The following is a 21491-nucleotide window of genomic DNA, read 5'->3' on the forward strand; positions in this document are numbered from 1 at the left end:
TAAGACTTTGTCTCGGTCCAATCACAGCCACATCACAGACCTGTTGCACCACGTCGGCTGCGGTCAGAGCGAGCCGCGGGCGAAGTCGACGGCCTCGCGGAGGAGTTCGGTCCAGAGCTCCCGGTCGGGGACGGGGATTGCGACCCATTCGCGGAAGGTCCGGCCGGCAGGTGCGAACGGTTCGCCGTTGCCGCTCCGGATCAGCTCGGCGACCCGCTCGCCGGGCAGCTTGACGACCAGGCCGTTCCGCTCGTCGTACGACGCGAGGAACACACCGGCGAGCCGTACGCACGGATAACCCATCATCGTCGCGCGGCCGATCGCGGGGTCGTAGAGCAGGTCGTCGGTGAGTTCGTCGTACAGGTCGCGCCCGGCGTCCTCGCCGGAGTGCTCCGGCGAGGACGGGCGGTTCGTACTGCGGGACATCAGGCCGCGGGCGGGGTGAAGACGCCGAACTGGTTGCCGGACGGATCGCGCAGGTACGCGAACGCCGGGGCGCCCGGACCGGGGTCGAGATGCTTGCTCAGCACCGAGCCGCCGAGGTGCTCGGCGTCGGCGCAGGTGGCCTCGACGTCGGCGACCAGGATGTAGAACACCGCGTGGTTGGGCGCCTGTCCGCGGGTGCCGAAGATGCCGCCCATCGGGCCGTCCGCACCGGAGGCCGTGATGTTGCGGTAGTCCATACCGCCCGAGGCCGCCGGTCCGTCGGACTCGAAGGTCCAGTCGAACAGGCTGCCGTAGAACTTCTGCGCGCCGTCGGGGTCGTCGGTGGCGACCTCGAACCAGGCCAGGGTTCCAGGGGTGGGTGCAGTCACGGGTCTCTCCTTCGTGCCGATGACCCGCCGGAGCGGAGGGCCGGCACCACCGTCGCAGCGCTTGGCGACAACCCTATGTCGGAGTTTCTTGTCAGGTTCTGAGGAAGCGGGCGGCGAGCAGGCGGGCGACGGCCCAGTCCTGCATCGCGACGCCGACGGACTTGAAGACCGTGCGACCGGGGCGGGGCGGGATGCCGGTGGCGAGCGCCGAGCCGAGCTCGGTCAGCGAGGACTCGGTGATCGCGCCGGTGCGGAGGGCGTGGATGAGTTCGCCAGACTCCTCCAGGGCGGCGTGTTTCTCGTCGATGTGGACGGTGCCGACGTCGGCGAGCAGGTCGTCGGGGAGTTCGCGCATGGTCGGGCGGAAGGCGCCGATCGCGTTCACGTGGACGTCGGGTCTCAGGGAGCCGCAGGCGAACAGCGGCTCGGTCGACGTGGTCACGCAGCAGACGACGTCCGCGCTCTCGACGGCCGCGTCCGCGTCCGTTCCCGCGGTGATCTCGAGGGCGGGGAACTCCGCGGCGAGCTGGGTCGCGAGTGCGTCGGCTCGTGCGTGCGACCGGGCAACGAGAGTGACCTCGGTGAGTGGCCGGACCGCGTGTACCGCGCGGACCTGGTCGGCGGCCTGCCGGCCGGCTCCGATCACGGTGAGCGTGGACGCGTCGGCCCCGGCGAGCAGGTCGGTGGCGACGCCGGCCGCGGCGCCCGTCCGGAGCGCGGTGACGGCCGCCGCGTCGGCGATCAGGTGCCCGGTGTGCTCGAGGTCGCTCCAGGTGACGGTGCCGACGATCGCCGGGTGCCGGCCCGCGAAGTTCAGGCTGAGCGCCTTGGTGATCGCGGTCGCGGTCGGCGTGTGATGCACGGACATCACCAGGAACTGCCCGTCCCGCAGTGCCGTCCGGGTCGGCATCTCGAACTCACCGCGGGCGAGACCGAGGAAGCCCTCGCGGACGGCGGCGATCGCGTCCGCCATCGTCACGGCCTCGCGTACCTCGGCACCGGAGAGAGTGACAGTGTCCACGGGTGCTCCAGGGGTTGGTCGGGCGAGCGCCGAGGACCGGCGCGGAGTAGGTGATTCCGGTGTGGTGTCCACCCTGGTCAGCGAAGCACGAATCCGGGGGTGATCGGGTCGTCGGGGTCGACCGTGAAGTGGTGCTCGCCGGTCTTGAACGCGGTGCCGGTCACCGCCGGAAGCACCGCCGTACGGCCGTCCGCCGTGCCGCGCGAGACGATCCGCGCGGTGAACACCGAGCCGACGATCGACGTGTGGATCAGCTGCCGCTCGTCGTCGAGTACGCCGGACGAGGCGAGGCTGGCAACCCGCGCACAGGTGCCCGAGCCGCAGGGGGAGCGGTCGACCTCGCCGTCGGCGAAGACGGTGACGTTCCGCTGCTGCGGGTTCCCGTCGTCGTCAGTTCCCAGGTCCTCGAAGAAGATCACGCCGTAGATGCCGCTGAGCCGGTCGTCGCGGGGATGCTCGGCGTACGCGCTGCCGGCCAACTGTGCCTTGATCTCCCGGGCGAGCGCGATGAGCTTGGTGAGGTCGGCACCGCTGACCTCGAGGCCGACCTGTCGTACGGCGACCTGCGCGTAGATCGCGCCGCCGAAGCCGATCGTGGCGTCGACCGTGCCGTAGCTCGTGTCGATCGTGACCTGGTCGTGCAGCACGTAGCTGGCCACGTTGACGAAGTCCACGCTGGCAACCTTCCGGTCGCGGGACCGCACCCGCGCGATCACCCGCCCGGAGGGTACGTCGATCACGACGTCCGTCGTACCGGAAGGATCTTCGGGTACCCGGCCGGTGTGGATCGCCCACGCGCCGAGGGCGATGGTGCCGTGGCCGCAGGCCGTGGAGAAGCCGTCCTTGTGCCAGAACAGCACGCCGAAGTGCGCCCCGTCGTCGTCCGGCGGCGTGACGAAGCCGCCGTACATGTCGGCGTGGCCGCGGGGCTCGGAGCACAGCAGCTGCCGCAGCCCGTCGATCGTCGGGTCGGTGAGCGCCGTGACCCGCTTCTCGGCGACCGTGCCGCCCGCGATCGCGGGCACGTCCGTGACGATCCGGAACGGCTCGCCACCGGTGTGGTAGTCGACCGTGCGGATGCTGTTCGGGATCATCGCGGTCCTCTCATCAGGGTGGGTCGAGGGTGAGTGCGAGGTGGGTCAGAAGCCGGTCGGAGCCGTCCGACAGGTCGAGGCCGGTGAGTTCCTCGATCCGGCGCAGTCGCTGGTAGAGCGTCTGCCGGTGGATCGTCAGCACCGCCGCCGTCCGCTGCGCGGAGCCCGCCTGATCAAGATAGGTCCGCACGGTCACCAGAAGGTCCGCGTCGACGCCGTACAACCGGCGAATCCGCTCGTCGACCAACGTCGCAGTGATCACACCCGGCCCAGCAAGCGCCAAGAGCCGCCGCACCCCAAGCCCGCCCCACTCCCGCACCACCACGGCACTGTCCGCCGGGGCCGGGGTGGTTGGGGGTTGGTGGGTGAGGGCTACTCGGAGGGCGGCGTCGGCTTGGCGCCAGCCGAGGTCGCCTGTGGTCGGATCGACTGGGCCGGAGATGCCGACTGCTACGCCGGCGGGGTGTTGGGATACGAGGCTGCGGGCGACCCGGGTGCCTACTGCGGCTGGTGTGTGGCGGTCGGTGTTGGGGACGATCAGGGCGGCCCGTTGGCCCATGGGTGCTGCTAGCACCGTCCCGGGAAGCAGCCAGGAGTTGACCGGGCCGAGTGGCCCGCCTCCTTGGGGTGCCAGGGCGACAACGACGACAGTGCCGGTCGGCGGCAGGGCTCCGTGGCTGCGGAGTTCTTCGGTGGCGCGCACCCGGGCGCCGGCGTCGGCGGACAGCAGTTCCCCGACCGCCCACGTCGTACGCTCGGCCGCCCTGGAGCGCAGCGCCATCGCCGCGGCGATCTGGCCGAACACCTCATGCAGCTCACCCAGCAGGTCCCCGGGCACCGTCTCGTCAGGGTCCAGCAACCACAGGTACCCGTAGGTGACCTGCCGCCAGCGGACCGGCACACACCAGCGGCTCAGGCGACCAGCACCGGGATCACCCGGGATCCGCAGCGGCTCCGTGGCCCGCGCGATGCCGAAGGCTGCGAAGAGACCCTGGACGTCCGCAGTGGAGCGCCGGCGCAGGATCGAGGCACGACGTACCTCGTCGATCACGTCCTCGTGGCCCGAGGACACCACGAGGTTCAGTTCACGGTCCTCCAGCGTGACCGGGCTGCCGGTGGCCAGCGCGAGCGTGTCGATGAGCTCCTGCAGCTGCTCGGGACCGTTCGCCACCGGATCAACTTACATCTGTCTATCCACCAGACCAAGACAGCTGACAATTGGTCATACCTGTCCGGCGCGCAGCCACCTACCTTCAAGCCATGTACGGAAAGCTCATGCTCAGCGCGGCCCGGCGGGCGCCGGTCCGGGCGCTGCTCAGCCGGGGGAGTCTCAACCGCAAAGTCGTCTCCCGGTTCGTCGCCGGCGAGGACGTCGACGCCGCGCTCACCGCGGTACGGCAACTGACCGGGCGCGGTCTGGCCGTGACCCTCGACTACCTCGGCGAGGACATCACCGACGAGTCGCAGGCGGCCGAGACGGTCGAGGCCTACCGCCTGCTCGTCGACCGGCTCGCCGAGACCGGCCTCGCCGACGGCGCCGAGGTGTCGGTGAAGCTGTCGGCGCTGGGCCAGTCGCTCGGCACCGACGGGGCCAGGCGTTCGACCGACCGCGCGTTCGCACTCGTCGCCCACGCGACGGCGCACGGTGTCGACGTCACCTTCGACATGGAGGACCACACCACGATCGACTCCACGCTGGAGTCCGTCCGGTCGCTGCGCAAGGAGTTCCCGCGGGTCGGCTGCGTCCTGCAGTCCATGCTGTTCCGTACCGAGGCCGACGCCCGCGACCTCGCCCACCCCGGCTCCCGGGTACGGCTGGTCAAGGGCGCGTACGCCGAACCGGCAACGGTCGCGCACCGCCGGAAGTCCGACGTCGACCTCGCCTACGTCCGCTGCCTGCGCAGCCTGGTCGACGGCGGCGCGTACCCGATGGTCGCCACCCACGACTCGAGGCTGATGAACATCGCGGCGAAGCTGTTCGCCGACCGCCCCGACGCCCAGGGCGAGCTCCAGATGCTGTACGGCGTCCGCCCGGCCGAACAACTCCGCCGCGCCGCCGCGGGGCACACGGTCCGCGTCTACGTGCCGTTCGGGACCGACTGGTACGGGTACTTCTCGCGCCGCCTCGCCGAGCGCCCGGCCAACCTCGCGTTCTTCGCCAAGTCCCTGCTCACCCGCTGACCCGAGAGGCACACCTCCCAGTGCAATCCATCACCCAGGTCCCCGCGCCCGTCAACGAGCCGGTGCACACCTACGCGCCGGGCTCACCCGAACGCGCCCGGCTCGTCGCCGAACTCGAGGCACAGGCCGGCAACACCATCGACCTCACCCAGACGATCGGCGGCGTGCAGGGCATGGCCGAGGGCACGCGGTTCGACGTCGTACAGCCGCACAGCCACAAGAGCGTGCTCGGCGTCGCCGGTACGGCGACTCGCGCCGAGGCCGCAGCCGCCGCGCAGGCCGCGACCGAGGCTGCGCCCGGCTGGGCGGCGATGAGCTACGACGACCGTGCCGCGATCTTCTTGAAGGCTGCTGACCTCCTGGCGGGACCGTGGCGCGAGCGGATCGCGGCCGCGACGATGCTCGGCCAGTCGAAGACCGCCGTACAGGCCGAGATCGACGCGCCGTGCGAGCTGGTCGACTTCTGGCGGTTCAACGTCGCCTTCGGGCGCCAACTGCTGGAGGAGCAGCCGATCAGCTCCGACGGGGTGTGGAACCGCATGGACCACCGGCCGCTCGAGGGCTTCGTCTACGCGATCACGCCGTTCAACTTCACCGCGATCGCCGGCAACCTGCCGACCGCGCCGGCGCTGATGGGCAACACCGTGGTGTGGAAGCCCAGTCCGACCCAGACGCTCTCGGCCTGGTGGACGATGCGGCTGCTCGAGGCGGCCGGGCTGCCTCCGGGCGTGATCAACATGCTGACCGGCGACGGCCGCGACGCCTCCGAGGTGCTGCTGGCCGACCCGCGGCTGGCCGGTATCCACTTCACCGGCTCGACGGCGACGTTCCAGCACCTGTGGCAGACCGTGGGCAACAACATCGGCCGCTACCACGCCTACCCGCGGCTCGTGGGGGAGACCGGCGGCAAGGACTTCGTGATCGCGCACCCCTCGGCCGACCCGGCCGCGCTGATCACCGCCCTGGTCCGGGGCGCGTTCGAGTACCAGGGCCAGAAGTGCTCCGCCGCATCCCGGGCCTTCATCCCGCGCTCGGTCTGGACGGTCATCAAGGACGACCTGCTGGCGACCGTCGAGAGCCTGACGTACGGCGACGTCGCGGACCTGAGCAACTTCGGCGGTGCCGTGATCGACGCCAAGTCCTTCGCGAAGCTGAGCGCGGCCATCGACCGAGCCCACGCCACCCCGGGCCTCCGGGTACTGACCGGCGGCACCTACGACGACTCCGTCGGCTGGTTCGTCCGGCCGACGGTCATCGAGGGCGACGACCCGTCCGACCCGGCCTTCCGGGACGAGTACTTCGGCCCGATCCTCGCCGTCCACGTGTACGACGACGCCGACTGGTCCGACGTACTGCGAACCGCGGACCAAGGTTCGCCGTACGGGCTGACCGGCGCGGTCTTCGCGACCGACCGGGCCGCGATCGAGGAGGCGACCCGGGTACTGCGGTTCGCCGCCGGCAACTTCTACATCAACGACCGGCCCACAGGCGCCGTGGTCGGCCAGCAGCCCTTCGGCGGCGGCCGGGCCTCCGGCACCAACGACAAGGCAGGCTCGATCCTCAACCTGCTCCGCTGGACGAGCCCCCGCTCGATCAAGGAAACCTTCGTACCGCCGACCGACCACCGCTACCCGCACATGGACTGAGGTCAGGACGTCCTGGTCAGCGTGAGGACCGTGACGCCGGACGTGAGGGTACGCACGTCCTTGGTGTCGAAGTGCGACTCGGGGATCTTGGCGTTCCAGGCGAGGTCCTCGGGGCCGGCGGCGGCGCCGACGATCACCGGGTGCACCCACAGGTACAGCGTGTCGACCAGCCCGGCGGCGAGCAGGGTGTGGGCGACCGACCCGAAGCCGTAGCTGAGGATGTCGCCGCCGTCCTCGGCCTTGAGCGCGGTGACCGCCTCGACCAGGTCGCCGCTGAGGAGCTCGCTGTTGTTCCAGGTGGCCTCGGTCAGGGTGCTGGACACGACGTACTTGCGCATGCCGTACATGTGCTTGCTGAACGCGTCGGCGCCGGGCTCGGACCAGTTCCCGGCGAAGCCCTCGTAGGTGGCCCGCCCTTGCAGCAGGCTGTCGGCGCCGGTCAGGATCTCGGTCGCGAGTTGACCGGCATCCTCGGAGAAGTAGCGCATCGACCAGTTCTGCGGATTCTCGATCACCCCGTCCAGCGAGATGTAGGTGGTCAGGATGAGATTGCGCATGGCGTTCCTCTCGTACGTTGGGAACGGCAATCAGATCAGGCGCCGGCTACACATCGGTTTCACTTCGCCTTCACGCCCGAGGTACGGCGGATCAGCGAGGCCGTCGAGCCGTCAACTCGGCCAGATCCTGTTCGAGTACGGCGGCACGTTGCGGCTCGGTGAAGCGGATCTGGCGGAGCGCCTGCTCCCAGGCGACGGCGGCGCCATCCGGGTCTCCGAGCGCGAGAAGCGCCTGGCCGCGGGCCCGCAGCGCGGTGGGCCGGACCAGGCCGTCGCCCAGTTCCTCGACCTGCCGGATCGCCTCGGCGGCGTACTCGATGGCCTCGCTCGGCTGCCCGGCCACCATCGCCGCGTTCGCCAGATTCGCGAACGCCAGACCGAGGTGGAACCGCGCGCCTTGCGCCCGGTAGAGCTCGATCGCCTCGCGCAGGTGCTCCTGCGCGGCCTCGCACCACTCCTCGGAGTCCGCCTCGATCGAGGACAGGTTGAGCAGCGAGTGCGCGAGCCGCAGCGGGTGCTCGGTGAGCCCGCGGGCGATCCGGACCGACCTCTCGGAGGTGGTCCTGGCCGCCATCGGGTCGCCGAGTGCCTGGTGCGCGGTGCCCATCGCCGCCAGGATCGATGCCATCAGCCGCCGGTTGCCGGCCTGGTCCGCCAGCGCGAGACCTTGCTCGTGCCAACCGAGTGCGGCGGCCGGATCGCCGCCGACGTTGCTCGCGACCCCGGAGAGGAAGTGCGCGAGCGCCTGCTTGTCCGGGTCGCCGAGCGCGGCCGCGGCCGACCGGGCGATCTCCGAGGTGACCGCCTGCTGGGCGCTGTGCGCGTGCGAGCTCTGGAAGTCGCCGAGGAGTGCGGCGAGTTGCCAGGCCAGTTCGTGCCAGCCGCGCCCGTCGGCCACGCGGACGATCTCCACGATCGCCTGCTCGGACCGCAGGTACCACTCGGTGGCCCCGCGCAAGCCTTCCAGGACCCGCGGCGACACCGGGGCCGGCGGCTCGGTGGCCGGCTTGAGCGCCGGATTCGCGTACGCCGTCGACCTCGCCGCATGCAGCGTGGCGACGTACCACTCGGCCAGTCTGCGGAGTGCGTCGTCGTCGGGCTCGGCCAGCTCGGCGGCGTAGACCGCGATCAGGTCGTGGAAGCCGTAGTACTCCGTATCGACGACCTGCAGCAGGTGGACGGCGACGAGCCGGTCGAGCAAGTGCCGGGTGGCAGGCAACGACCGTCCGAGCAGCGCCGCGGCCGCACGTATCTCGATCACGGGGGCCGGATGCAGGCCGAGGGTTCGGAACGCCCAGCGGCTGTCAGCGTCCAGCGCGGTGTACGACCAGGAGATGACCTGACGCGGATCCGCCGCCGGGTCGAAGGTGTCGGCCAGGACGTCCAGCCGATGCTGATGTGATCGCAACCGGGCGGCCGCCGTTGCGATCGAGGCTCCTTGGTCGTCGGCCACGACCTGTGCTCCGACCAGCAGGGCCAACGGCAGCTGGCCGCAGAGTTCGGCGAGCTCCCGCACGGCTTCCGGCTCGGCGTCGACGACTTTCCGGCCCAACGCGGTGGCGAGGACAGCCACCGAGTCGTCCATGCTCAAGGTGTCGACGAGGTGCCGGGCGGCTCCGTCGCGGACGGCGAATCCGCGCAGGTTGTTGCGGCTGGTGACGATCGTCGTACAGCCCGGGCCGGGGAGCAGCGGGCGCAGCTGATCGGCGTCCCGAACGTTGTCCAGGACGACCAGCAGGGATCGGTCGGCGGTCTGGGTCCGCCACAGCGCACTGCGCTCGGTGGTTGTCGGAGGCAAGGATCGGTCGGCGACGCCGATCGCGCGGAGCATCATCCCGAGAGCCGCGTCGGGCAGCACCGGCTGGTCGGGACCGTACCCGCGCAGGTCGACGAAGATCTGTCCGTCGGCGCACTGTGACTTGAGGTGCTCCGCCCAGTGCAGGACGAGCGCGGACTTGCCGACGCCGCCCGGACCGTGGAGCACGATCGTCCGCTCGCCCGCGCGCCACAGCTCGTCGAGGTGTGCCAGATCTGCCGTGCGGCCGGCGAAGTGCGGCGGGGGAGCGGGCAGCTGACGGGGGACCGGCCGGTGGGCGGCCGCGGTGACGACCTCGTCCTCGCCGAGCAGTTCAAGGTGTACGGCGCGCAACCGGACGGACGGCTCCGTCCCCAGCGACTCGACCGTCAGTGCGCGCGCGCTCTCGTACTCGGCCAGCGCCTCGGCCCGGCGACCCGAGCGCGCCAGGGCGAGGATCAGCCGTTCCCGCAACGACTCGCGAAGCGGATGGACGCGTGTCAGCTCCTGCAGCGGCGCGATCCACGCGGCTACGTCGCCGGTACGCAGGTCGAGGTCGAACAACCGTTCCTGGGTGACCAGGCGCAACTCCGACAGCCGGGTCGCGTGCTGCCGGACGAGCGCGTCCGAATCGACTCCGCCGAGCGCGGCGCCTCGCCACAGCCCCGCGGCCTGCTGGAGCGCCTTGGCCTCGCTGTCGGTGGACTCGGCTCGCCGGATCAGGTCCTCGGCCCGGAGCGCGTCGACCTGCCCGCGCTCGATGTCGAGGTAGTAGCCGCCGGGACCGGTCCGGACCGTCGCGGCGCCGAGCGATCGGCGGAGCCGGACGACGATCTGCTGTACGGCGCTCCGCGGATTCTCGGGCAGGTTACCGGACCAGAGCAGGTCGGTCAGCGTGTCGACGTCGACGACTTCCCCACCTGCCAGGGCGAGGGCCGCGAGCACGGTCCGCCGGCCACCCGCGGGGATCGGTACGAGCTCGCCGGAACGCCGGACCTCGAGCGGCCCCAGCAGCAGGATCCGCAGGTCGCTCTCGGGTCTCATCGACGCGTCGGTGCCCCGAAACTCATGCAGCGAACCTTAGCAGCGGGCGACTCTGCGTAGCCGCGCGGCTGTTGACGCGCTCGCGTGCCGGGGAGTCGACTGGGGGAACTGCCGAGCAGGGAGGGCGTGGCGATGGATCATTCGATCTGGGCGGAAGGACTGACGAAGCGGTTCGGCGAGACGCAAGCCCTGGCGGGCGTGGATCTCGCGGTGCCGACCGGGAGCGTGCTCGGGCTCCTGGGGCCGAACGGTGCGGGCAAGACCACGGCGGTCCGGGTGCTGGCGACGTTGCTGCGGCCGGATGCGGGCCGGGCCACCGTCGGCGGGTACGACGTCGTACGGGAGGCGCACCAGGTCCGGCAGCTGATCGGCCTGACCGGGCAGTACGCCGCGGTCGACGAGAACCTGACCGGTACCGAGAACCTGCTCCTGATCGGCCGGTTGCTCGGCCGGCCGCGCGGCGAGGCACGGCAGCGGGCCGCGGAGCTGCTCGAGGACTTCGGGCTCGCCGACGCGGCGGATCGCGCGGCGAAGACGTACTCCGGCGGGATGCGGCGCCGGCTCGACCTGGCCGCGAGCCTCGTCGGACGCCCGCGCATCCTGTGCCTGGACGAGCCGACGACCGGTCTCGACCCGCGCGCCCGCCAGGAGTTGTGGGACATCGTCCGCGATCTCGTGCGGCGCGGCTCGACGGTCCTGCTGACCACGCAGTACCTCGACGAGGCCGACGCACTCGCCGACAACATCGCGGTCATCGACCACGGGAAGGTGATCGCCAGCGGTACGCCGGACGAGCTGAAGGCGCGCGGCGGGACGCAGTCGCTCGCCGTCCGCGCGGCCGATCCGGCGGATCTGCCCACGGTCCTCGCGGTGGTCAGGGAACTCACCCGGACCGAGCCGGCGGTCGACCGCGACCTGGTGACCGCTCCGGTGCCGGATCCCGCGGTGCTGCCGGCCGTCGTACGGCGGCTCGACGACGCGGGCGTCGTACTGAACACGCTCACGCTGCGCAGCGCGAGCCTGAACGAAGTGTTCCTGAGCCTCACCGGGCGTCCGGCCGAGGAGGACGTGACCGAGACGGCCGACGAGGAGGTACGGACATGAGTACGACGACGGATGTCGCCGACCGGGTGAGCCCGCTGAAGGGTCTGCAGCAGGCGGTGACGCTGGCCTGGCGGACGATCGTGCAGATCCGGCACAACCCGTGGGAGCTCGGCGACTACAGCTTCCAGCCGATCCTGTTCCTGGTCCTGTTCACGTACGTCTTCGGCGGCGCGATCTCCGGCAGCCCGGGGGAGTACCTGCGGGTCGCGCTGCCCGGGATCGTCGTGATGAACATGTTCTTCGTGACGATGTACGTCGGGATGGGTCTGAACACCGACCTGACGAAGGGCGTCTTCGACCGGTTGCGCTCGCTGCCGATCGCGCGCTGGGCGCCGTTGGCGGGCCGGATCGCCGCGGACCTGGTCAAGCACGCGTGGTCGGTGCTGCTGCTCCTCGCGGTCGGGTACCTGATGGGCTTCCGGGTCGAGACGTCGTTCCTGGAGTTGCTCGCGATGGTGGGACTGGTGCTGGTGTTCGCGCTGGCGTTCTCCTGGATCTCGGTGCTGGTCGGCGTACTCGCCCGCGACCCGGAACACGTGCAGCTGTTCGGGTTCACGGTGCTCTTCCCGATCACGTTCGTCAGCAACGTGTTCGTGCCCACCGAAACCATGCCCGGCTGGCTCCAGCCCGTCGTCGAGGCGAACCCGGTCACGCTGCTGTCCGACGCGGCCCGAGGCCTGCTGGTCGGCGGCCCGGTCGCCGAACCGGTCCTGTGGTCGCTCGCGTGGGCCGCCGGCATCATGCTCGTCTTCGCGCCCGTCTCGGTCTTCGCGCTGAAGCGAAAGGTGTGACCGGGCCGCGGCACTAGCATGCTGGCCGTGCAGGCTTGGCGCGACAACGACATCCCCGACCAGAACGGGCGCACGGTCGTCATCACCGGCGCCAACTCGGGCCTGGGCCTGCGCGCGGCGACCGTGCTCGCGGCCAAGGGCGCGCGCGTGATCCTCGCCTGCCGGTCCCGGGAGCGCGGCGAGCGCGCCGCGGCGGCGGTCGGCGGCGAGCTCGTGCTGCTTGACCTGGCCGACCTGGATTCGGTGCGAACTGCTGCGGCGGACATCCGGGACCGCACCGGTGACTACGTCGACCTGCTGATCGACAACGCGGGCATCCCAGCGGGCCGGTTGCGCCGTACTGCCGCTGGTCACGAGTCCATCTTCGCGACCAACTACCTCGGGCACGCCGCGCTGACCTGGCTGCTGATGCCGGCGCTGCGGGCCGCGGGCGCGGCGCGCGTCGTCACCGTGTCGAGCATCGCGCACCGTGGCAAGGGGTTCGACGTCGAGGATCCCGGCTTCGAGCGGCGGCGGTTCCGGATGGCGCACGCCTACTCGCAGTCCAAGCTGGCCGGGCTGATGTTTGCGCTGGAGTTGCAGGAACGCCTGCGCGCCGAGGGATCCCCGGTGCTCAGCGTCGCCGCCCACCCCGGCTTCACCGGTACGGAACTCGGCGCGGCCGGCGCGCGCAACCAAGGCCTCGGCGCCGTCGCGAGACCGCTCAACGCTCTGACGAAGGCGCTGTCCCAGTCCGTGCCCGAGGGGACGCTGCCGATCCTGTACGCCGCGACGGCGCCGGGCGTGCGGGGCGGCGACTACTACGGGCCGCGAAAGTTCGGCGAGTTCTTCGGCGGCGTCGGCCCGGCCCGGATCGACCCACGCGCCCACGACCGAGCACTCCGCATCCGTCTGTGGACCCGTACCGCCGAGCTGACCGGGATCCATCCGGACCCCTCTTAGCGGCGGATGCAACCAACTTCCGGCTCGTGGGCGTGTCTAACCCGGTACCGAGGATCGGGGAGGACAGATGAGTGATCGGGACGCCGCGTTCGAGGCGTACTTCGCGGCGCGGTCCGATGCCATGCGCGCCACGGCGTACCTGCTGTGCGGCGACTGGCACCGCGCGGAGGACCTGGTCCAGCAGACGTTCACGAAGCTCTACCTGGCGTGGCGCCGGATCAAGCGGCACGACGCACTGGACAACTACACCAGGCAGACCCTCGTCCGGACGTTCCTGTCCGATCGGCGCCGGGGGTGGTTCCGGTACGAGTCGGTCGGCTCCGAGCAGACCGAACGGGCCACGGCGCCGGCCGGCCTGGCCGACGACCGGCTCATGTTGCTGGACGCGCTCGCGAAGGTGCCGCCGCGGCAACGCGCCGTCCTCGTCCTCCGGTACTGGGAAGACGTGTCCGTCGAGCAGACCGCCGCGCTGCTCGAATGCTCCGCCGGCAATGTCAAGAGCCAGGCCTCCCGCGGGCTCGCGACGCTGCGCGGTCTGCTCGAAGAGGAGAGAGTTCGATGAAGGAAGAAGATCTCAGCCAGGCACTGCGCAACGCGATCGCGCGCAGTAGTCCGCCGCCGTCGATGGATCCTGCCCGCGCCCTCGAGCAGGGCCGGCGAGCGCGCAAACGGCGCACGGTGGCGTGGGCCGGCATTGCCGTCGTACCGCTGGTGCTTGGCATCGGAGCCGGTCCCGCGGTGGTCGCGCAGGTCGGCGGCCAGTCCGCGGAACCCATGGTGGCGGGCGGCGGCAGTACGTCGCCCACCGTGCCGCCGACGACGCGGAAGACCGGTGACCCGTGGCCGGAGGGCCAGGTGGACCGTACGGCGAGCGTAGGGCCACGCGCCGATCGCGCTGTGACGCTGATGAACAACCTGAGTTCGGTGGTGCCTCCGGGGTTCGGTACGCCGGACCTCAAGTATCCGGACGGTCGGTTGATGAGGTGGCCCCAGGCGCAGTACGCGTCGAATGACGGGGAGCGGGACTACTGGGAGTACATGGCAACCATCCCGGTGGAGAAGGCGAACCGGCTCGGTCAGCTGCTGGTGCAGTCGACCACGCCGGACGGCAAGCCGGCCACGGACCCGTGCAAGCTCGCGCAGCAGTTCTGGGGCGGGACCGGCACCTGCGCCGTCTTGAATGCCGGCGGCAAGAAGGTCGGCGTGGTGACCACCAACGGCCGGGACAGGTACGACCAGTGGGCCACGTACCGCCACGACGACGGCACCGTCGTCGTCCTCGCGCAGTCCAAGAAGACGGACCACCCGGACCACTCGCCGCTGAAGCAACCGGTGTTCACCAACCAGCAGCTGGCCGAGCTGGCCACCTCGCCGAAGTTCAAGATCAGCAGCTGACCTGCATTCCTCCTCAGGCGGCGGCGTAGGGCTGCTCTGCGCCGTCGCGGGTGAGGTGGAGGTTCCAATAGTGCTGGGCGATGGTGTCGGGCTGGGTCTCGGGGCCGCCGGTTCCGATCCAGGCGAAGATCGGGACGTGGGCGACGTACACCCCGGTCCCGGCCGTGGCCTGGTGGAGCTTCAAGGCGTACGTGCGCAGCGCGCCGCTCCCGATGGATGTCGTGGTGAACTCCGGAGGTCCCGCCAGCGGGTCCATCGACGAGCCGCCGGTCGAGAACAGCACCGTGCCGCTGCCTCGCTCGAGCATCTCTGGGAGCACTTGGTCGGTGGCGGCGAGGCCCCCGTAGAGGTAGTAGTCCAGCTGCGGCTGGAGGTTGCCGACGGTCACCTCGAGCGGGCCCGGGTTCGTCAGACCGGGTACCGGATTGTGCGGCGCGGGCGAGTACTCGAGGACGTCGATCGTCCCGAACCGGTCCTTGATGCGGCCGAACGCCGCGGCGATCGAGACCGCGTCCATGACGTCGGCGGCGAATCCGGCGGCCTCGATCCCGGCCGCGGTCAGTTCGCCGGCGAGCTGGTCGATGGACAGTCCGAGGCCGGGTCCGGCCCCGACGATGGCGATGGTGGGCACAGGTGCGACCTGCAGGCGAGCGTGCCCGGGATCTCGCAGCGGATGCTGACCCAGACGCTCAAGCACCTCGAGCGCGACGGGCTGATCACCAGGACGGCGTACGCCGAAGTCCCGCCGCGGGTGGAGTACGACCTGACCGAACCTCCCTGACCTCACTAGCAGTGCGTAACGCCATCATGAGTGAGTAGGAGAGGGCTTACAAAAGGCACTTTGAAGTGCGTGAGGTCGGGCTGTCCCCGCGGGACGGTCGAGTTCGTCGGATAGGTGACGGTTGGTTCCGAGACTTGAGGAGAATCCCATGCAGTACGCGCTGCTGATCAACGAGTTGCCCGGGGCGTTCGAGGCGCTGGACGTGGCGGAGCAGGATGCGGTGTCCGCGGAGTACATCGCGATCCGGTCGGACCCGCGGGTCTTCGGCGGGGCCCATCTCGGGCCGGCGCACAGTGCGTCGACGGTGCGGCTCAAGGAGGGCGACGCGCTGGTCACCGACGGGCCGTTCGCCGACACGAAGGAGGTGTTCGGCGGGTACTTCCTGCTCGAGGCCGACGACCTGGACGCCGCGATCGCGCTGGCCGTGAAGATCCCGGCGACCCGGCTGGGCGGCTCGGTGGAGATCCGGCCGATCGTGCCGTCCGGACCGGCGTGATCGAGGAGATCTTCCGGGCCGAGTGGGGGCGGGTACTCGCCTCCCTGGCGGGCTTCCTCGGCGACTTCGACCTCGCCGAGGAGGTCACCCAGGAAGCCTTCGCCGTGGCCGCGGAGAAATGGCCGGCCGACGGCGTGCCGGACAACCCGGGGGCGTGGCTGACCACGACTGCCCGGCGGCGTGCGATCGACCGGCTGCGCCGCGACCGCACGTTCGCGGCCAAGGCGCCGCTGCTCGCGGTGCCGGAGGTACAGGAGATCGAGATGGCGGAGACTGCGATCCCGGACGAGCGGCTCGAGCTGATCTTCCTGTGCTGTCACCCGGCGCTTGCGGTCGAGGCACAGGTCGCGCTGACCTTGCGGGCGTTGGGCGGACTGTCCACCGAGGAGATCGCGCGGGCCTTCCTGGTCGCGCCGGAGACCATGAAGCGCCGGCTGACGAGGGCGAAGGCCAAGATCAAGCTGGCGGGCATCCCGTTCCGCGTGCCGCCCGATCATGCGCTGCCCGAGCGCCTCGGCGTGGTGCTGAAGGTGGTGTACCTGATCTTCAATGAAGGGTACGGCGGGCGCGACGAACTGGCCGCCGAAGCCGTCCGCCTCGGCCGGATGCTCGCGGCGCTGATGCCCGACGAGCCGGACGTCCTCGGCCTGCTGGCACTCATGTTGTCTCACCACGCCCGCCGCGCTGCCCGCCGCACCGACGGCGAGGTCGTCCTGCTGGAGCAGCAGGACCGCGGCCGGTGGGACCACGAGATGATCGCCGAGAGCCGGGCTCTCGTCGACAGGGCGATTGCCCGGGCGCGCAGCACGTACGTCGTCCAGGCAGCGATCGCAGTACTGCAAACCGAGCCCGAGATCGACTGGGCACAGGTCGCCGCGCTGTACCTGGAGCTCGCTCAGCAAACGGGCTCACCCGTGGTCGAACTCAACCGCGCCGTAGCCGTCGCCCAGGCCGGCGCACCGCGGGCAGCGCTGGAGATCACCGATGCCCTGCAACTCGACAACTACCCGTACCTGCACTCGACCCGCGCCGAACTCCTGCGCCGTATCGACCGCCCCGCCGAGGCGATCACCGAGTACCGGCGCGCACTCGAACTACTCACCGACGAACCGGAACGCCGCCTCCTCCGCCAACGCATCACCGAGCTCGAAGACCGGAACCCTCAGCACTGATTACCGATAATGGTTTTCATGTGCTAACTTCTCGTCGTTCCGTCCGCCCGTCGGGAAGAGGCTCGTGTGCGTGTTGTTGCTGTCGGTGTCGCGTTGTCGTCGGTGCTGCTGAGCGGATGTTTCGCGGGTGGGGCCGACACGGCTCCGGTGGCCGGGACGACCGACGGCCGGATCGCGGTCGCGATGATGCAGCCGCCGCGGTCGGGGTTGTCGCCGTTCAGCGACGACGCGTTCAAGTTGTCGCGGTGGAGTACCGCGGAGACGCTGGTCACGCTGGACGCGATCGGTGACGCGCGGCCCGGCCTGGCGACCTCGTGGAGGCAGACGTCGCCGCTGAGCTGGGAGTTCACCATCCGGCCAGGGGTGAAGTTCCACGACGGTACGGCGTTGACCGCGGAGGCGGCTGCCTTCGCGTTGACCAAGGCGACGACCGCGTCGCCGAAGCCGCGGATCCTGGACGGCGTCAAGCTCACCGCAGTGGCCAAGGGCAACCAATTGGTCGTGACGACCGGCAGCGCGGATCCGTTGGTCCCGCAGCGGCTGTCGTCGCCGCAGCTGTCCGTCCTGTCCAAGGCGGCGTACGCGAAAACCCAGGTCAACCCGGTCGGCACCGGAACCGGCCCGTTCGAGCTGGTCGAGGTCCGGGGTACGACCGGCGCGCGGCTCGAGCGGTACGACGGGTACTGGGGCGGCCGTGCCAAGGCCGCCGGGATCGACGTGTCGTTCGTGCCGGACGGTGCGGCGCGGGCCGCCGCCATCCGGAGTGGCGCGGCGCAGTTGGTCGAGTCGATCCCGGTGTCGCAGGCGGCATTGCTGGAGCCGGAGACGGTGACCGAGGTGCCGATGCCGCGGACGAACACGCTGTACCTGAACACGAAGTCCGGCCCACTGCGTGACCCGGGGCTGCGGGCAACGATCCGGGACGCGATCGACCGGGACGCGCTGGTGAAGGGCGTCTACGAGGGGCGTGCCGACACAGCGGCCGGGCTGCTCGGCCCGGCTCTGCCGTGGGCAGCCGAGGGGCGCAAGGAACCCACCGGCCGTACGACGCCCAAGCGGGCTGCCGGTACGACGATCACGCTGGCGACGTTCTCCGATCGAGCCGAGCTGCCCGAGGTGGCATCAGTGCTGCAGCAGCAGTTGCAGCAGGCCGGATTCACTGTGAAGCAGGTGGTGCGCGAGTACGCGCACATCGAGGAGGACGCGCTGGCGGGGAAGTTCGACGCGTTCATCCTGTCGCGCGCGACCGTGCTCGACTCCGGCGACCCGGTCTCGTACCTGTACTCCGACTTCGCGTGCCAGGGCTCCTTCAACACCTCCCAGCTCTGTGACCCGGCCGTGGACGCTGCTCTCACGAAGGCGGCCGGGACGGCCACCGGCGACGCCCGCCGCGCCGCGATCATGGAAGCGGAGGCGCAGGTCCTCCGGACCGACGCCGCCGTCCCGTTGCTGCACGAGCGCGTCATCCAAGGTGATGCGACCACGCTCGCCGACTCGGCCAAGGACCCCCGCGAGCGGCTGCTGGTCACGGCCGCGACCCACCTGAAGTGAGGGAACGGGCGACCGGCGCGCTGTCGCGCACCGGTGCACTCGCGATCGTCGTCCTGGCGATCGGCCTCCTGCCCTGGCTGTCCGGGCGGGACGTCGCCTTGTCGGTCCTGCGCGCCCGGTCGGGTGAGCAGGAGCCGACGGCCGAGGTGCTCGACGCCGTGCGGAACGAGCTCGGGCTCGATGCCGGCCCGCTGGTACTGCTCGGCAGATGGCTCGGGGGAGTGGTCCGTGGCGATCTCGGTACGTCGTGGGCGAACGGGGCCGAGGTGCTGCCGTCGGTCCTGAGCGCTGCCGGGGCGTCGCTGACGTTGATGGCGGCCGCGCTTGCCATCGCGCTCGTGATCGCCGGGGCGATCTGCGTGCCCACGCTGGTGCGCGGCGCCCGCGGAACGTTGCGGGCCAAGGGCAACGGTGTGGCCGCCACGACGCTGGCCGCATTGCCGGAGTTCCTGCTGGCGACGATGTTGATGCTGGCGTTCGCGGTCTGGCTCGGATGGTTGCCGCCGTACGGCTGGGAAGGGACTAGCCACCTCGTCCTGCCGGCGATCGCGCTCGCGCTTCCCGCCGGCGGGGTTCTCGGACGGCTGGTCGACGACGCTCTTCCGGCGGTGTTCGCGGAGCGTTGGGTCAGCCTGTGGCGATCCGCGGGCTGTACTCCGCGCAGCATCGCGGCGGCCGCAATACGACGTGCCACGCCGGCCGTCGTCCCGCAGTTGGGTCTGGTTGCCGTCGGGCTCACCGGTGGCGCGGTCGCCGTCGAGACCGTGTTCGCCGTTCCGGGGATCGGCCGGACGGCGCTCGGCGCCGCGGAGTCCCAAGATCTCCCGTTGCTGCAAGGCTCCGTCCTCGCCCTGGTCCTTCTCGGCGTCGCCGCCGGTCTCCTCGCGCAGACCGCGAGGCGCCGGCTACTCGGTCCTGGTCTGCGTGACCAGGCACTGAGCCTGCCCGTCCCTCCGGCGGCTCCAACCGGCCGCCTCACGCCGATCGTGTGTGCGGTGGTTCTCGCAGTCGTCATCGGCTGGGGACTTACCCTCGACCCGCTGCACTTGGACACCACTGCCCGCTTGGCGTCACCGAGTTGGAGCCACCCGCTCGGCACCGACTCTCTCGGTCGCGACGTGCTGGCCCGCGTCGGCCACGGCGCCGCGACGACCATCGGTACTGCTGTCGTCGTGTGTGCGGTGTCCTTCCTGATCGCGCTCGGCGCCGGTTTCCTCCCGGCGGTCGCCGAAGGCGTCTCCGAGATCGCGAACGCCGTACCGCCGGTCATCGCCGGCATCCTGGTCGTCGCCGTGCTCGGACCCGGCACCCTTGGCGCCTCGATCGCGGTCGCCCTCGTCTCCTGGCCGCCGCTCGCCGCGCACGCGGCCGCGTTGACCCAGGAGACTCGGGCCGCGACCTACCTGACAGCGCAGCGGGCGATCGGGGCGAGCCGCGGCTGGATCCTCACCCGGCACGTCCTCCCGGCGGTGGCCGGGCCGGTGGCGCGGCACGCCGTACTCCGGCTGCCGGGCATCGCGCTGGCGCTTGCCTCGCTGGGCTTTCTCGGGCTCGGCTCGCAACCACCGGCACCCGAGTGGGGCTCCGGGCTGGCCGAGTCGCTGCCGTACGTCGAACGCGCGCCCTGGGCAACGCTCGCACCCGCGGTCATGCTGCTCGTCCTCGCCGCCCTTGCGGTGTCCCTGTCCGCGGGACGGCGCCGATGACTCAACTCGACGTCCGCGACCTGCACGTGCGGATCCGTGGTACGCATGCGGTCCGCGGGCTGTCCTTCAGCGTGCATCAGGGTGAGGTCCTCGCCTTGGTCGGCGAGTCCGGCGCCGGCAAGTCCCTGACCATGCAGGCGGTTCTCGGCCTGCTCCCACCCGAGGCCGAGGTCGAGGGCAGCATCCGCTTCGCCGGCCGTGAGCTCGCGGGCGCATCGCAGTCCGCGTACGCCGAGTTGCGCGGCAGCCGACTGGGATTCGTGCCGCAGGACGCGCTCTCGGTACTGAGTCCCGTCCACACGATCGGCGACCAGCTCGCCCGCGCGGTGCGGTCGGTCCAGCGCACCGACCGACGGACAGCGGACAAGCTGGCCAGAGCCGTGCTCGACCGGGTCGGTATCGCCGACGCCGAACGTCGTGCCCGCGCCTATCCGCACGAGTTCTCCGGCGGCATGCGCCAGCGAGCGGTGATCGCGATGGCGATCGTCAACCAGCCCGAACTGATCGTCGCCGACGAGCCCACCACCGCCCTCGATCCGCGGATCCAGGCTCAAATCCTGGACCTCCTGACCGGATTGAGCGACGACTCGGCGATCGTCCTCGTCACCCACGACCAGGACGCGGTCGCGAAGTACGCCGACCGCACCCTGACGCTCCACGAAGGCCGGATCGCCGACACACCGGCCGTCGACAGGATCCGCCCGCGGACATCGGTGCCGGTGGTGGCCGATCCGCCGTTGCTCGCCGTCCGCAACCTGACCGTGCGGTACCGGGGCAGTCGGCAGCCGGCGGTCGACGACGTGTCCCTCGACATCCAGCGTGGCGAGACGGTCGCCCTGATCGGCGAGTCCGGCTGCGGAAAGTCCAGTACGGCGTCGGCTGTCCTGCACCTTCGCCGCCCGGAGTCCGGCGAGATTCGGTTAGACGGAACCATCCTGGACGACCACACCATCCAGCGGCTCCGCCCAGCCATGCAGCCCGTGTTCCAGGACCCCTACGGATCGCTGAGCCCGCGCCTGACGATCCAGGACGCGATCGCCGAACCGCTCAAGGTCCAAGACCGCTGGGACCCGCAGGCCGGCCCGGCCCGGGTCGCCGAGCTGATGGACCAGGTCCGCCTCGACCCGTCACTCGCCGACCGCCGACCACGCGAACTGTCCGGCGGCCAGTGCCAGCGCGTTGGCATCGCCCGCGCGCTCGCGAGCGATCCAAGGCTGCTCGTCCTCGACGAGCCGGTGTCGTCCTTGGACGCGAAGGTCCGCGCCGGCGTGATCAACCTCCTCACCGAACTCCAGCGAGAACTCGGGCTCGGCTACCTCTTCATCTCCCACGACCACCACCTGGTCGACCGGATCGCCCACCGCACCCTCGTCATGCACGAGGGCCGAATCCGTCCCTGA

21 protein-coding genes are annotated in these 21491 nt (G+C 70.8%); 13 read left to right on the forward strand and 8 right to left on the reverse strand.

Translation table 11 applies throughout. The features are described 5' to 3' along the window. Positions 1-63: 63 nt before the first annotated feature. From ABN611_RS29785 to ABN611_RS29805, 5 genes are all read right to left on the reverse strand, one after another. Positions 64-426 carry a hypothetical protein gene (locus ABN611_RS29785; protein ID WP_350275572.1) on the reverse strand — a complete coding sequence of 121 codons (363 nt, stop codon included), beginning with the start codon at positions 424-426 and terminating at the stop codon, positions 64-66. After that, on the reverse strand, positions 426-815 hold the full coding sequence (locus tag ABN611_RS29790; RefSeq protein ID WP_350275573.1) for a VOC family protein: 390 nt from the start codon (positions 813-815) through the stop codon (positions 426-428). Before ABN611_RS29790 ends, ABN611_RS29785 begins: the two co-directional genes overlap by 1 nt. Positions 816-906: 91 nt before the next feature. Further along, complete coding sequence (locus tag ABN611_RS29795; RefSeq protein ID WP_350275574.1) at positions 907-1836, reverse strand: ornithine cyclodeaminase family protein; 930 nt, start codon at positions 1834-1836, stop codon at positions 907-909. 77 nt (positions 1837-1913) lie between these two features. Further along, entirely contained in the window at positions 1914-2930 is a 1017-nt protein-coding gene (locus ABN611_RS29800; protein WP_350275575.1) for a proline racemase family protein, read from the reverse strand. A 13-nt stretch (positions 2931-2943) separates the two neighbouring features. Beyond that, complete coding sequence (locus ABN611_RS29805) at positions 2944-4101, reverse strand: helix-turn-helix domain-containing protein (RefSeq protein WP_350275576.1); 1158 nt, start codon at positions 4099-4101, stop codon at positions 2944-2946. Between the two features lie 89 nt (positions 4102-4190). Here ABN611_RS29805 and ABN611_RS29810 point away from each other — a divergent pair, with 89 nt between their 5' ends. Continuing rightward, positions 4191-5111 carry a proline dehydrogenase family protein gene (locus ABN611_RS29810; protein ID WP_350275577.1) on the forward strand — a complete coding sequence of 307 codons (921 nt, stop codon included), beginning with the start codon at positions 4191-4193 and terminating at the stop codon, positions 5109-5111. A gap of 20 nt (positions 5112-5131) precedes the next feature. Continuing rightward, positions 5132-6757, forward strand: a complete 1626-nt coding sequence (gene pruA, locus ABN611_RS29815; RefSeq protein WP_350275578.1) for an L-glutamate gamma-semialdehyde dehydrogenase — start codon at positions 5132-5134, stop codon at positions 6755-6757. 2 nt (positions 6758-6759) lie between these two features. On the opposite strand, the gene ABN611_RS29820 is transcribed toward pruA, so the two are convergent. Beyond that, positions 6760-7314 (reverse strand): dihydrofolate reductase family protein, encoded by a 555-nt coding sequence (locus tag ABN611_RS29820; protein ID WP_350275579.1) that lies wholly within the window; start codon positions 7312-7314, stop codon positions 6760-6762. A 91-nt stretch (positions 7315-7405) separates the two neighbouring features. Further along, complete coding sequence (locus ABN611_RS29825) at positions 7406-10153, reverse strand: BTAD domain-containing putative transcriptional regulator (protein WP_350275580.1); 2748 nt, start codon at positions 10151-10153, stop codon at positions 7406-7408. Between the two features lie 132 nt (positions 10154-10285). Here ABN611_RS29825 and ABN611_RS29830 point away from each other — a divergent pair, with 132 nt between their 5' ends. The 5 genes from ABN611_RS29830 to ABN611_RS29850 all read left to right on the forward strand — a co-directional run bounded on the left by ABN611_RS29830 (position 10286) and on the right by ABN611_RS29850 (position 14385). Beyond that, positions 10286-11257 carry an ATP-binding cassette domain-containing protein gene (locus ABN611_RS29830; protein WP_350275581.1) on the forward strand — a complete coding sequence of 324 codons (972 nt, stop codon included), beginning with the start codon at positions 10286-10288 and terminating at the stop codon, positions 11255-11257. After that, entirely contained in the window at positions 11254-12048 is a 795-nt protein-coding gene (locus ABN611_RS29835) for an ABC transporter permease (RefSeq protein WP_350275582.1), read from the forward strand. Before ABN611_RS29830 ends, ABN611_RS29835 begins: the two co-directional genes overlap by 4 nt. Before the next feature lie 27 nt (positions 12049-12075). Next, positions 12076-12990: an oxidoreductase gene (locus ABN611_RS29840; RefSeq protein ID WP_350275583.1), complete on the forward strand. Its 915-nt coding sequence runs from the start codon at positions 12076-12078 to the stop codon at positions 12988-12990. Positions 12991-13057: 67 nt separating this feature from the next. Continuing rightward, the gene (locus ABN611_RS29845) at positions 13058-13552 is read left to right on the forward strand and encodes a SigE family RNA polymerase sigma factor (RefSeq protein WP_350275584.1); all 495 of its coding nucleotides are present in this window, start codon (positions 13058-13060) and stop codon (positions 13550-13552) included. Next, the gene (locus ABN611_RS29850) at positions 13549-14385 is read left to right on the forward strand and encodes a hypothetical protein (protein ID WP_350275585.1); all 837 of its coding nucleotides are present in this window, start codon (positions 13549-13551) and stop codon (positions 14383-14385) included. Before ABN611_RS29845 ends, ABN611_RS29850 begins: the two co-directional genes overlap by 4 nt. A gap of 13 nt (positions 14386-14398) precedes the next feature. Here the strand turns inward: ABN611_RS29850 and ABN611_RS29855 are convergent, their stop codons facing one another. Next, positions 14399-15016, reverse strand: a complete 618-nt coding sequence (locus tag ABN611_RS29855) for an SDR family NAD(P)-dependent oxidoreductase (RefSeq protein WP_350275586.1) — start codon at positions 15014-15016, stop codon at positions 14399-14401. A gap of 21 nt (positions 15017-15037) precedes the next feature. Between ABN611_RS29855 and ABN611_RS29860 the strand changes: the two genes are divergently transcribed. The 6 genes from ABN611_RS29860 to ABN611_RS29885 all read left to right on the forward strand — a co-directional run bounded on the left by ABN611_RS29860 (position 15038) and on the right by ABN611_RS29885 (position 21491). Then, complete coding sequence (locus tag ABN611_RS29860) at positions 15038-15166, forward strand: helix-turn-helix domain-containing protein (protein WP_350275587.1); 129 nt, start codon at positions 15038-15040, stop codon at positions 15164-15166. Positions 15167-15314: 148 nt separating this feature from the next. Beyond that, positions 15315-15662 carry a YciI family protein gene (locus tag ABN611_RS29865; protein WP_350275588.1) on the forward strand — a complete coding sequence of 116 codons (348 nt, stop codon included), beginning with the start codon at positions 15315-15317 and terminating at the stop codon, positions 15660-15662. Then, entirely contained in the window at positions 15659-16834 is a 1176-nt protein-coding gene (locus ABN611_RS29870; RefSeq protein ID WP_350275589.1) for a sigma-70 family RNA polymerase sigma factor, read from the forward strand. The genes ABN611_RS29865 and ABN611_RS29870 overlap by 4 nt, the downstream gene beginning before the upstream one ends. Before the next feature lie 66 nt (positions 16835-16900). Then, the gene (locus ABN611_RS29875) at positions 16901-18385 is read left to right on the forward strand and encodes an ABC transporter substrate-binding protein (protein ID WP_350275590.1); all 1485 of its coding nucleotides are present in this window, start codon (positions 16901-16903) and stop codon (positions 18383-18385) included. Then, complete coding sequence (locus tag ABN611_RS29880) at positions 18382-20091, forward strand: ABC transporter permease subunit (protein ID WP_350275591.1); 1710 nt, start codon at positions 18382-18384, stop codon at positions 20089-20091. Before ABN611_RS29875 ends, ABN611_RS29880 begins: the two co-directional genes overlap by 4 nt. Further along, the gene (locus ABN611_RS29885) at positions 20088-21491 is read left to right on the forward strand and encodes an ABC transporter ATP-binding protein (protein WP_350275592.1); all 1404 of its coding nucleotides are present in this window, start codon (positions 20088-20090) and stop codon (positions 21489-21491) included. Before ABN611_RS29880 ends, ABN611_RS29885 begins: the two co-directional genes overlap by 4 nt.

Origin of the sequence: Kribbella sp. HUAS MG21 (genome assembly GCF_040254265.1) — a bacterium.
Lineage (GTDB): Bacteria > Actinomycetota > Actinomycetes > Propionibacteriales > Kribbellaceae > Kribbella.

What these genes read in the sequence shown, in the direction of transcription:
- ABN611_RS29785 (WP_350275572.1), bottom strand. Translation starts at nt 426, where the DNA reads ATGTCCCGCAGTACGAACCGCCCGTCCTCGCCGGAGCACTCCGGCGAG.
- ABN611_RS29800 (WP_350275575.1), bottom strand. Translation starts at nt 2,930, where the DNA reads ATGATCCCGAACAGCATCCGCACGGTCGACTACCACACCGGTGGCGAG.
- ABN611_RS29810 (WP_350275577.1), top strand. Translation starts at nt 4,191, where the DNA reads ATGTACGGAAAGCTCATGCTCAGCGCGGCCCGGCGGGCGCCGGTCCGG.
- ABN611_RS29820 (WP_350275579.1), bottom strand. Translation starts at nt 7,314, where the DNA reads ATGCGCAATCTCATCCTGACCACCTACATCTCGCTGGACGGGGTGATC.
- ABN611_RS29825 (WP_350275580.1), bottom strand. Translation starts at nt 10,153, where the DNA reads ATGAGACCCGAGAGCGACCTGCGGATCCTGCTGCTGGGGCCGCTCGAG.
- ABN611_RS29830 (WP_350275581.1), top strand. Translation starts at nt 10,286, where the DNA reads ATGGATCATTCGATCTGGGCGGAAGGACTGACGAAGCGGTTCGGCGAG.
- ABN611_RS29835 (WP_350275582.1), top strand. Translation starts at nt 11,254, where the DNA reads ATGAGTACGACGACGGATGTCGCCGACCGGGTGAGCCCGCTGAAGGGT.
- ABN611_RS29845 (WP_350275584.1), top strand. Translation starts at nt 13,058, where the DNA reads ATGAGTGATCGGGACGCCGCGTTCGAGGCGTACTTCGCGGCGCGGTCC.
- ABN611_RS29850 (WP_350275585.1), top strand. Translation starts at nt 13,549, where the DNA reads ATGAAGGAAGAAGATCTCAGCCAGGCACTGCGCAACGCGATCGCGCGC.
- ABN611_RS29865 (WP_350275588.1), top strand. Translation starts at nt 15,315, where the DNA reads ATGCAGTACGCGCTGCTGATCAACGAGTTGCCCGGGGCGTTCGAGGCG.
- ABN611_RS29885 (WP_350275592.1), top strand. Translation starts at nt 20,088, where the DNA reads ATGACTCAACTCGACGTCCGCGACCTGCACGTGCGGATCCGTGGTACG.